Source organism: Thauera sp. AutoDN2, from assembly GCF_051280715.1.
Lineage (GTDB): Bacteria > Pseudomonadota > Gammaproteobacteria > Burkholderiales > Rhodocyclaceae > Thauera.
The window spans coordinates 67,077-77,509 of the sequence record NZ_JBNCAR010000014.1 but is presented as its reverse complement, the minus strand read 5'-3'; the positions used below and the strand labels follow the sequence as shown (position 1 = coordinate 77,509).

At 60.2% G+C, this 10,433-nt stretch carries 9 protein-coding genes and 1 pseudogene; 2 read left to right on the top strand and 8 right to left on the bottom strand.

Annotated features, from left to right (window positions below):
• Positions 1-79: 79 nt before the first annotated feature.
• The 3 genes from ACPT9U_RS09920 to ACPT9U_RS09910 all read right to left on the bottom strand — a co-directional run bounded on the left by ACPT9U_RS09920 (position 80) and on the right by ACPT9U_RS09910 (position 5,633).
• Positions 80-1,408 (bottom strand): glycosyltransferase family 2 protein, encoded by a 1,329-nt coding sequence (locus tag ACPT9U_RS09920; RefSeq protein ID WP_435750791.1) that lies wholly within the window; start codon positions 1,406-1,408, stop codon positions 80-82.
• Positions 1,409-1,472: 64 nt separating this feature from the next.
• Complete coding sequence (locus tag ACPT9U_RS09915; protein ID WP_435750790.1) at positions 1,473-3,491, bottom strand: sulfotransferase; 2,019 nt, start codon at positions 3,489-3,491, stop codon at positions 1,473-1,475.
• A 657-nt stretch (positions 3,492-4,148) separates the two neighbouring features.
• A complete protein-coding gene (locus ACPT9U_RS09910) occupies positions 4,149-5,633 on the bottom strand; it encodes a flagellin (RefSeq protein WP_435750789.1) in 1,485 nt (494 codons plus the stop codon).
• A 375-nt stretch (positions 5,634-6,008) separates the two neighbouring features.
• On the opposite strand from ACPT9U_RS09910, the pseudogene cysD reads away from it, so the two are divergent.
• Positions 6,009-6,920 (top strand): annotated as a pseudogene (gene cysD, locus ACPT9U_RS09905) (sulfate adenylyltransferase subunit CysD); the annotation flags it as partial.
• Positions 6,920-8,800 (top strand): sulfate adenylyltransferase subunit CysN, encoded by a 1,881-nt coding sequence (gene cysN, locus ACPT9U_RS09900; RefSeq protein ID WP_435750788.1) that lies wholly within the window; start codon positions 6,920-6,922, stop codon positions 8,798-8,800. The pseudogene cysD and the gene cysN, both read left to right, overlap by 1 nt.
• A gap of 81 nt (positions 8,801-8,881) precedes the next feature.
• Here cysN and ACPT9U_RS09895 read toward each other — a convergent pair whose 3' ends face one another.
• The 5 genes from ACPT9U_RS09895 to ACPT9U_RS09875 all read right to left on the bottom strand — a co-directional run bounded on the left by ACPT9U_RS09895 (position 8,882) and on the right by ACPT9U_RS09875 (position 10,386).
• A complete protein-coding gene (locus ACPT9U_RS09895; protein WP_435750792.1) occupies positions 8,882-9,061 on the bottom strand; it encodes a hypothetical protein in 180 nt (59 codons plus the stop codon).
• A 19-nt stretch (positions 9,062-9,080) separates the two neighbouring features.
• On the bottom strand, positions 9,081-9,359 hold the full coding sequence (locus tag ACPT9U_RS09890) for a type II toxin-antitoxin system RelE/ParE family toxin (RefSeq protein WP_435750787.1): 279 nt from the start codon (positions 9,357-9,359) through the stop codon (positions 9,081-9,083).
• Positions 9,356-9,589, bottom strand: a complete 234-nt coding sequence (locus tag ACPT9U_RS09885) for a TA system antitoxin ParD family protein (RefSeq protein ID WP_435750786.1) — start codon at positions 9,587-9,589, stop codon at positions 9,356-9,358. The genes ACPT9U_RS09890 and ACPT9U_RS09885 overlap by 4 nt, the downstream gene beginning before the upstream one ends.
• 274 nt (positions 9,590-9,863) lie before the next feature.
• Positions 9,864-10,154, bottom strand: coding sequence for a helix-turn-helix domain-containing protein (locus ACPT9U_RS09880; RefSeq protein ID WP_435750785.1), 291 nt, complete (start codon positions 10,152-10,154; stop codon positions 9,864-9,866).
• Positions 10,147-10,386 (bottom strand): type II toxin-antitoxin system RelE/ParE family toxin, encoded by a 240-nt coding sequence (locus ACPT9U_RS09875; RefSeq protein WP_435750784.1) that lies wholly within the window; start codon positions 10,384-10,386, stop codon positions 10,147-10,149. Before ACPT9U_RS09875 ends, ACPT9U_RS09880 begins: the two co-directional genes overlap by 8 nt.
• Between the last annotated feature and the right edge of the window lie 47 nt (positions 10,387-10,433).

Below are 10,433 nucleotides of genomic sequence, written 5' to 3'. Positions count from 1 at the left end.
GAGTTCATATTGTCTATTTATCAATGACTTAACGAACGCCATTTTACCCGTTTCCCATAGGGTTCACAAGGGCTATAAGCTAAAGTTGAGAGCATTGCCAGTAGTCCCACCACGGGATACCGAGCATGAACTGTGATGCCGGATAGGCATCCAGTAGGACGCGATCGAAGAAGAAATAATCGAAGCCATAGTGATACGTATAGCCGAGCGCCGAGCCGTATCTCGGGATTTCGACGCGCGAGCCATAGACAAGGGCGTCCCGGCTGTGCTGCCCGATAAAGTCGACGAAATCCTTGTCAGCAAAAAGGAATACGTCGGAATTGACGATCCCGAAACGATCCGCTGCGCTTGTGCGGAAGTGGCTAAGGATATCGTCGATGAAAACACAGGGTTTGCCGACCAGGTGTTTGCCGTGGCGTTTTGCGGTGATAAAGCGGACACCCGGGTAATGCTGGTCGAGCAGGGGGATTTCCTCGGCAGGGTTGATGCTGACAACCTCAAAACCGAGTTTTTGCCAGCTGCGGACTGCGGGCAATTGTCCGCTGACGTTGTTGGGGACAAGACTGGTGGCGATCTCGATCCGGTGGGTTGGGGGAGACGTGCCCCTGTTGCTGGCGACGTGTTGCGTGCAGCGGATGCGCTGCACTTCTTCCAGGTAGCGCTCGCTGGCGACGGCGGTTTTCTGGGCGGCGTGGTAACGAAAACCGCCCAGAAGTGCGTCCACGAGGTGGAGCTGAGCATGGTCGAAGAAGCGGAGCCACAGCTCGAAGTCGCCCGCGTAGTCAAATTCGCCATTGATCGCTCCGCCGCTCTTTTCCCATAGATCACGGCGCCAGAAGGTACTTTCCTGCTGAATGTAGGTATCGAGCGCTGGGTCGAGATAATCGTCCCTGGTGAAAGTGCGCATCAGGCGGACGTCCGCCAGATCACCCTGTTCGTTCCACGTGCTTGGACGGCCTGTGAGCCAGGAAACCTCGGGGTGGCTGATGAATGCGTTGGCGACGGTTCGGAAGCTGCCGGGATGGTATTTGTCGTCTGAATTGATCCAGGCCATGATGGCTCCGCTGCTGTGACGGAATCCTTCGTTGATGGCCTGATACTGCCCACCGTCCCGTTGGGACTGCCAGTAGGTCAGGTATTTCTCGTACTTCTTGATGATCTCGACGGAGCGGTCGGTACTCCCACCGTCCATGATGATGTATTCAAGGTTTGGGTAGCCTTGTTCCAGCACCGAAAGAATGCATTCCTCCAGGAAGTCGCCCTGATTGTAGGAGGGCGTGACGATCGAAATCCGTGGTGGGGTGTCCTCCCCCCTGCGCGGCGGTGCGGCTAGTAGCGGCAGGCCATCGGGGCCGTACACACGGCGGGTCTGGCGCAGCGGGAGTTCCTTAAGTCTGGGCTTATTCATGTTGTATCGATGGCATCGCGATTGGGAGTAGCCAGGCGAAGTGCCGGGCTGGAGCGGGGGCGATCTAGGTCGCGGCCGGTTTGCGCCAGACGAGATTATAGGAAGCCGGTCGACCGAAGGCTTCATAGGTCTTCTGGGTGATCGGCTGCCATTGCCGTGCGTAGGCCGCCTTGCTCATGTGCCAAAGATCAGGGTCGAGGCGCAGTGCCCAGAGCGGGACTGCCGGGTTGAGGGTGGGGCGGTGAGCGTGCAGGTAAGGGATCAGCGGGTGAATAAAGGCCTGCCGGTGCAATACCACGTCGATGCAGTGCATCGACAGCCCACCGGGTTTGAGGATGCGGTCGATATCGGCAGCGATGCGCCCGAGTGTGGCGTCGTCTTGTGGAGTATGTTCGAGGGTCGAGATACTGAACACGCCGTCGAAGGTGTTGTCTGCCAGTTCAGGAGAAAAATCCCCAATGTATGCGCGCACCAGCGTGTGGCCTGCCGTGTTGCTGGCGTCTGTTGGTCCCGCGCCCAGTCCTTCGAATTTGTCCAGATTCCAGAATTCGTATTGGCCCTTCAGCGCCTGAATGATTCTGGAATTTCCCCCACCGATTTCCAGCAGGCGAGCGCCCGGTGGGAAGTTGTCGAGGATGAACCAGTAGGTCAGCATGTCCTGGTACACCTTCAGGTCACAATCTTCGATGTTCGCTCCCGCGTGCATGGGCGGCAGTCCGAGCCGAGTGAAGTGGCGGACACGTGAAATCGTATAGTCGGAGAAATCGTCTGCGCGGACCTGCGCTCGCGCCGTCTTGGAGGGCGCCGGCGGGGGAGGTGGGGTAGAAGGCGGCTTCTCGTCGAGGCTGAGATAGAGGCCGGCGACTTCATGGTCCTCCGGGTGGCTCATCATGTAGCCGAAATACACGTGGCGCGCCTGCTCGATATGCCCCTGCACGGTCAGCGCGGCAGTGAAGTTGAGCAGTGAGGTGCGGTCGTTCGGATCGTTCTGGTGCGCACTGGCGAAGAATGACAGTGCGTGTTCCGGTTGTTGATTGATCCACCACAGTACGCCGATGTTGTTTTGCGTGCGGGTATGGTTGGGAACGAGGGACAGTGCGGTTTCGAAGTGCTCTGCTGCCTCATCGAATTCTTCGGCCTCGATTGCTTGCTCTCCCTTGTCGCAGGCCTCGTCGGCCAGTGCCAATGTCTGGCTGGGCGCTAGCGCGTCGAATGGCAGGGCGCCTTGCAGCACCCGTTCCAGAATGGCGTTCTCGAACTGTGCTTGGAGATTCTGCGAGTCCTGGCCGAACTGCGCGAGGATCTGTGGGGAGGTGGCAGCGAGAAAAACCTTGGCGGCAAGGATATTCTCCGGTCGGAAGAGAACATCCTGCCACTTGTCGACGGACGCCGGGCTGGCTGCATCGTGCTGCGGAATACCGATATTGTCGCCAAAGGCGCCTTTGAAATGCTGTGTGGGGTCGTACCGCAGCATCGCAGGCGTGAAGTCTACTTCGAGAAAGTCGCACAGCTTCCGCAACTCCGTTTCGGGCTGTTTGACCAGCGTCTCGTACTGCAGGGTATGGGCCTGGTGACCGAGTAAGGGCAAAGCCTGGGCCAGATGCTCGAACCCGCGGGTTAGATCGCGCTGGTGGTGCGGGCTGGCGAGCGCGTGTTCGACGCTGCCGTTGAACCAGGATTCGGCCACGGAAGCCAGAATGCCGAGTGGATTGCGGAGCAGAACGACGAACTTTGCCAGTGGAAAGAGCTGCCGCAGTTCAGGGATGATGTAGTGATAACGGGGGGTCTTGTCGAGAAAGTAGGTTGCGCCGCTTGCGGTGCGGCATTGACCGTACAGATCTGCTACGAATTGTCGTAGTCCATCGAGCAGCGTGGCCTTGCCCCCGGGGAGTTCCAGAGTGAATTCCTCTACGCCTTGTGCCGCGAGCACGGTGTCGTAATCAGCGGTGACCAGCCTTGGTGAGAGCAGGGTGCTGACAGGGAGCAGAAGCCACGGCTCGGCCGTGGTGTGAATCTCCGGATGTTCCCCCAGCAGGCGCTGCAACAGCGTTGTGCCGGAACGTGGCAGGCCGAGCAGGAACACGATGCCCCTGCCCAGTTTGTGAGCGTGTTCGGCTGGGAGTGTGTATGCCAACTGCATCGTATGCCGCATTGGTGCCAATCCCTTTTGAGTTTCTTCGATGGCGTGGAAGAGACCATCATCCCGTCGCGGTTGAGTATGCCAAGTTGACCTATGGAGCCTAAGCAGCATCTCGGAAAAAGTGGGGTGTCCGTGAGAGATTCTGGAATCGTAATTAATGTTTAAAGAAGCGCAGTGTATATCGGCATCAAAGAACTGAGTGCGGGTGCAATAGGCGCCAGTGTTGTCAAACCCGACGCAACGTACTCGTGAAACGGTGTGGCAGACCATGCGCAGTTTTTCGAGGCGCGCTGTCAATGGGGGATCCAGTCTTGGATGTCCCAATATGAAGGACGCAGCGACGCTTCCTAGAAGAGTGCATCTTGTCGACTCAATCGATCTCGGGTTCAATCGTGAATGCGATTCCAATACAACTCTGGGAATCACCGCAACTTCGATAGAACTGGGAAATCCGTGCTTCTATCTATGATGGATTTCGGGAATCGCGAGTATATTCGGGGTTGCAAGCGCTGTGCGTCAAGTCGAATTGTAAAGCCCCTCGGCATGAAAATAAGGCCCGTGCGAACGGGCCTTCTTTGATAAGTTGCGCAGGTGCTCGGATCAACCCTGTAGCAACGATAGAACCTGCTGCGGCAGCGCATTGGCCTGGGATAGCATCGCCGTACCTGCCTGCTGCAGGATCTGCGCGCGGGTCAGGTTCGCGGTCTCGGCCGCGAAATCGGTATCCCGAATCCGGGAGCGCGATGCCGACAGGTTTTCAGACGAGATCTGCAGGTTTGCGATAGTGGTTTCAAATCGGGACTGGAGGGCGCCGAACTTGGCGCGCTGCCCGTTGACCGCTGCGAGTGCGGAGTCGACCATCGCTAGCGTTCGCTGCGCAGAATCGACCGAGCTCACATCCAGATCGCTGACCTTCTGCAACTGACCTGCGGCTGCCGTTGCGGTGAAGAAATCGGTCGTGTTTGCAGCAGCAACGCTGAAGGATTTTTCGGAGTCGAGGATCAGTTGGCCTGTGGCGACTGCGGTCGCTCCTGCGGCTGTCGAGGTGCCGCCGACGGTCGCGGTCGCCGAGCCGCTCGCCGCGTTCGCGATGGTGATGTTTTCGCCGCTTGCATTCAGTAGCGTGATGCCATTGCCAGCATCGTTGACGCGGGCAGTAACGCCGGTCTTGGAGGCGATATCGTTGAAGGAATTCACGGCGGATGCCAAGCCGTCCTTATCCACCGCAGCGCCCAAGGTGAAGGAGACGGTAACTGCAGTCGAGTTGTCGGAGGTGAGGTCGAACTTGTACGACGTGTTGGCCGCCATCGCGGTCACGTCGATCTCGGTCTTGGCCGAGGCCTTGACGCCAGTAGTGCCGGTCTGACCGTTGATCAGTTCAGCCGCTTTCTTCGCGGAATCTCCCCCGGTGATCGTGACTGCGGCCGAACCGGTGGCGCCGCTGATGGTGATTGCACCGCCGGCGACACGGCTGGTTGCCGCCGCGTTGGAGGCGATCGCGTTTGCGGTGCTGCCCGTGGTGAGGTCGCCCTTGGCGCCTGCGTCCGCGGCCACCGTAGAGCCAATCCGGTAGTTGCCGTACTGGTTGGTGGAGAAGTTTGCGGTCGTCGCTGAAATCGACTGACCTGCGTTGGCGCCGACTTGAAAGGTTGCGGTGCCGAAGGTGCCGTCGAGCAGCTTGGAGCCGTTGAATTCGGTCGTTTTGGCGATGCGGTCGAGTTCGGCCGTGAGCTGATTCACCTCGGCATTCAGCGCCTGACGGTCGGACGCGGAGTTGGTAGCGTTTGAGGACTGCACCGCCAGTTCGCGGATGCGCTGCAGCACATCACCCGCGGATTGCAAGGCGCCTTCAGCCGTCTGTGCAAGCGAGATGCCGTCGTTGGCGTTGCGCCGGGCCTGATCCTGTCCGCGGATCTGCGAAGTCATGCGCTCCGAAATCGCCAGACCCGCCGCGTCGTCCTTTGCGCTGTTGATGCGCAGACCCGAGGACAGGCGCTGCAGCGAGGTCGCGAGCGAGCCGGCTGAGGTATTCAGGTTGCGCTGCGCATTGAGCGACTGAACGTTGGTGTTGATGACTTGAGCCATGATTGATCTCCGAGGGTGTCCGTTGCGTTTTGCAGTACGGCCAGCGTTGTCGGAATGCCAGATCCGGGGCAGAACGTGGTCGTGCTTGGCAGTCTCTTAGCGAATATCGTGCCAAGCAGACGAGACCGATTCTAGTGGGGCGGCGAGGCGCGCAAAGGCCGGAAAATGCCGGTTTATTGGTGCCAATTCGGCAAACCTTGCCGGTCTTGCCGCGTTGAGCGTGGGATATTGCCGGTGGCTGAACGCTTGTACCGCAGGGCAAAGTGGTGCGGGTGGTAAGCGATGAGGTGTGGGATGTGGCCGTGGATGCCCTGCGTACGCAGCTTTGGATGTAAGAGGTAGGCTACGGGGTGCGACGCTCGCAAGTCCGCAGCAAAGTCCATCATGAACGGGTACTTGCACATGAAGATTATCGAATCCGAATCTATAGAAATCATCCGCGAGGCAGTGGCGACTGCGCGCAACCCGGTGATGATGTACTCCGTCGGCAAGGACAGCTCGGTCATGCTGCACTTGGCCCGCAAGGCCTTCTACCCTGGTCCGCCGCCGTTTCCGCTGCTGCATGTGGACACCGGCTGGAAGTTTGCCGCCATGTACGCGCACCGCGATCGCATGGTGAAGGAGTCGGGTATGGAACTGATCACCCACACCAACCCGCAAGGGTTGACCGAGGGCGTAGGGCCGTTCTCGCACGGCAGCAACTACCATACCGATGTGATGAAAACCCAGGCTCTCAAACAGGCCTTGGATGCTCACGGCTTTGACGTGGTATTCGGAGGGGCGCGCCGCGACGAGGAAAAGTCCCGCGCCAAGGAGCGCGTGTTCAGCTTTCGCGCACCAGGCCACCGCTGGGACCCGAAGGCGCAGCGCCCAGAGCTGTGGAGCCTTTACAACACCCGCATCCAACCGGATGAAACCATCCGTGTGTTTCCGATCAGCAACTGGACGGAGTTGGATATCTGGCAGTACATCCACGAGGAAAGCATCCCCATCGTGCCCTTGTACCTGGCTGCTGAGCGCCCGGTGGTTCAACGCGGGGGGCAGTGGATCATGGTGGACGACGAGCGCTTTCCTTTTGCGCCGGATGAGCAGGTGGAAATGCGTAAGGTGCGTTTCCGTACCCTGGGCTGCTGGCCGCTGACTGCTGCGATCGAGAGCGGTGCAGACACGCTTGAAGCGGTGATTGCCGAAACCTTCAACGCCCGCAGTTCAGAGCGACAAGGCCGGCTGATTGATTCGGATGTGCCAGGTTCCATGGAAAAGAAGAAGCAGGAGGGCTACTTCTGATGAGTACCCTCAAAGCACAAGACATCGCCGCGTTTCTGGATGGCCAGCGTAACAAGGAAACACTGCGCTTCATCACCTGCGGAAGTGTGGACGACGGCAAGAGCACGCTGATCGGCCGCCTGCTGTTCGAGAGCAAGGCGATCTTCGACGACCAACTCGCCAGCTTGGAGAGTGATTCGAAAAAGTATGGCACCCAAGGCGAAAGGATGGACCTGGCGCTGCTGGTGGATGGCCTGCAGGCCGAGCGTGAGCAAGGTATCACCATCGACGTGGCCTACCGCTTCTTCGCCACCGACCGACGCCGTTTCATTGTGGCTGACACCCCGGGCCATGAGCAGTACACCCGCAACATGGCCACTGGCGCCTCCACCGCCGACCTCGCTGTGATCCTGATCGATGCGCGCAAGGGGGTGTTGACGCAGACCCGGCGCCATAGCCGTATTGCGGCGATGATGGGCATACGCCACGTAGTACTCGCAGTGAATAAGATGGACTTGGTGGATTTCAGCCAAGCCACGTTTGATGCCATCGTTGCCGACTACCGGGCGTTTGCCGCCGGTTTGGGCTTTGCCAGCGTGCAACCGATTCCGCTTTCGGGCCTGGACGGTGACAACGTGCTGCAAGTGAGTTTGCACACCCCCTGGTACGACGGTCCGAGCCTGATGACTTACCTGGACACAGTGGACGTGCGTGACACCCGTGACCGCCATGCCTTCCGGATGCCGGTGCAGTGGGTCAATCGCCCGAATCTGGACTTCCGCGGTTTCTGCGGTCGAGTCGCTGAGGGCCAGGTGCGCCCGGGTGACGTGGTGCGCGTGCTGCCTTCGGGTGTCCAGACCCGGGTCAAGGCCGTCATTGTCGGCTTCGACGAAGTTGAAGTCGGTCATCGTGGCGACGCCATTACCCTGACCCTGACCGAAGAGGTGGACGCCAGCCGGGGTGACGTGCTGGTCGCGGCTGAGAACCCACCCGAGGTGGCCGACCAGTTCGAGGCGCGTTTGCTGTGGATGCACGAGCACGCGATGACACCGGGGCGGCCCTACCTGATGAAGCTTGCGACGAAGGAGGTGACGGCCACTGTAACGGAGATCAAGTACCGCGAGGATGTGAATACGGGTGCGCACCTTGCCGCCAAGACGTTGGGGCTGAACGAGGTCGCGACGGTGAACCTGTCGACCAGTGTGCCGCTGGTGTTTGAGCCGTACGGCGTGAACCGGGTGTTGGGTAGCTTCATCCTGATCGACAAGCGGACCTTCGAGACTGTGGGTGCTGGCATGATCGACTTTGCGCTGCGCCGCGCCAGCAACATCCACTGGCAGGCGCTGGAACTGAACAAGGCCTCCCGGGCCGCACTGAAGAATCAAACGCCAAAGTGCATCTGGTTCACCGGGCTGTCAGGAGCCGGGAAGTCGACGATTGCCAACCTGCTGGAAAAGCGCCTGCACGCGGAGGGTAAACACACCTATCTGCTCGATGGCGACAACGTGCGCCACGGTTTGAATCGCGATCTGGGCTTTACCGAAGCCGACCGGGTGGAGAACATCCGTCGGGTAGCTGAGGTGGCGAAGCTGATGGTGGATGCGGGCATCATCGTGCTGGCGGCGTTCATCTCCCCCTTTCGCAGCGAGCGGCGCATGGCGCGTGAGCTGTTTGAGGAAGGGGAGTTCATCGAAGTGTTTGTCGATACGCCGATTGCCGAGTGCGAGGAGCGTGACGTGAAGGGTCTGTACGCCAAGGCGCGCAAGGGCGAGTTGAAGAACTTCACCGGCGTCGACAGTCCTTATGAGCCCCCCGAGACGCCTGAAGTGCGGTTGTTGACTGCCAAGCACAGCCCGCAGGACTGTGTGGAGCAACTGCTGACCGTGCTCAACCGTTCGTAGGTCAGGGCTCAGTTCAGGATACGGCCGCCAGCAGTGTCGCGAGGCGATCGTGGGGTCGTGCTGGGGGAGGTTCGGCGGTTGTCAGTGATCGGCCGGCGGTGGGCCGAGAACCGTGACTAGGCTGGCGGCGTCGAGGACGGCGTCGGTCCATTCTGCGAGCGCTTGTTCGGTGGCGGCGTTCAGGCGGATCTTCGCCCAGGTGGGCAGGGCGCCAAAGCGGCGGGTGAGCAGGCGTGTGAGCACACCGATCTCGCCTTCCAGGCGGCCTTCTTCGGCCGCCTCAGCGCTTCAAGTCGCGGTAGAAGTTCTCGTGCGGACCGACAGCCTCCAGATAGACCAATCGAACACCGTCATCGCGGGTGTAGCCCAGCAGGTACAACTGGCCGAGGCAGCGGAACTTGTAGACCCACAATTCCGCGAGGTCGCCTTTCTTCTTTTCGCCGCTGTCAGGGTTCTGGGCGACCGCTTCGACGGCCGCATCGACCTCTGTCAACATGTTGTCGTGCAGCTTCTTGTAGACGCGAGCAAAACGCCGCGTTTGCCGGACGTCCCATCTCATGCCTTGGTTGTCGAGCGCGGGACGAAGACGGTGCTGTCCTCACGCGGCTCGGCCATGCTCATCAGGCTCTCGGCAATGAACGAGGCCGGCAGATCCGGGTTGTCGAGCGCAGCCCGACCCACTTTGGCCCAGAACTCGACCTGGCCTTGCACGGTACGGAACTCGGCCTTGGCTGCAGCGCGTGCGGCACTGACCAGGCTCTCGTCGATACGCACGGACACGGTGCTCATCGCCATCTCCACTGGAATTTATTTACCACAATTGTAGTTTAGAAAATGGAAAATGGGGAGGGCCGAGGGTCAGGTCTTTCGTTTGCTCATCGCCTGCCCCCTGCGGCGTCGCCTGAAACGCCACGACCGCCGGCGGCGTCGCGCAGCGTTCGTGGTGGGGTGAGGCGCGGGAGGCGTCAGTGATCGGCCGGCGGCGTCCGAAGGATATTGGTGGCGCGGTTACGCGCTGCAGGCCGCAATGACTGCGGCCGGGTTGTGCTACGACCTTCCCACGTCAGATGTGAAGGACCGACAGGGCGTTGGGGTTGGCTTCGACGATCTTCAGCAGCGCACGCGCCGGGCCAGCCGGGCGCACACGGTGCTGCTCCCAGTTCTGCAAGGTTTTGGGCTTGACGCCGATCAGGTAGGCGAAGCGGGTCTGGCTCAAGCCAGTCCGCTCCCGGATCGCCTTGACGTCGGGCTCGGGAAACTCCCGCGTGATCGCTCCGGGGACGGCTTCGCCCCGCATGTGGCGACCCATGTCACGAACGCTGTCCAGCAGTTCGTCAAATTGCTTGTCATTCATGATTCACCTCAACATCCATCCACTCGGCCAAACGTCGTAACTGATCCTTGGTCAGGTCCGCCGCCACGTTCTTCGCGTAGGCGTAGACCAGGTAGCACTGGTCGTGGCTGACCCAGTGGTAGTAGATCACCCTGGCTCCTCCTCGTTTTCCTCGGCCTTGCAGTGGTGCCCGCAACTTGCGCAGACCGCGACCGCCAGGAATCAGATCCCCAGCGACCGGGTTTTCCAGCAAGGTCAGCTACAGTTCGCGCAGATCATCGTCCGAAAACAGATCTTGGG

Coding starts and splice junctions, on each gene's coding strand:
- ACPT9U_RS09920 (WP_435750791.1), bottom strand. CDS start 1,408: ATGAATAAGCCCAGACTTAAGGAACTCCCGCTGCGCCAGACCCGCCGT.
- ACPT9U_RS09910 (WP_435750789.1), bottom strand. CDS start 5,633: ATGGCTCAAGTCATCAACACCAACGTTCAGTCGCTCAATGCGCAGCGC.
- cysN (WP_435750788.1), top strand. CDS start 6,920: ATGAGTACCCTCAAAGCACAAGACATCGCCGCGTTTCTGGATGGCCAG.
- ACPT9U_RS09890 (WP_435750787.1), bottom strand. CDS start 9,359: ATGAGATGGGACGTCCGGCAAACGCGGCGTTTTGCTCGCGTCTACAAG.
- ACPT9U_RS09885 (WP_435750786.1), bottom strand. CDS start 9,589: ATGAGCACCGTGTCCGTGCGTATCGACGAGAGCCTGGTCAGTGCCGCA.
- ACPT9U_RS09880 (WP_435750785.1), bottom strand. CDS start 10,154: ATGAATGACAAGCAATTTGACGAACTGCTGGACAGCGTTCGTGACATG.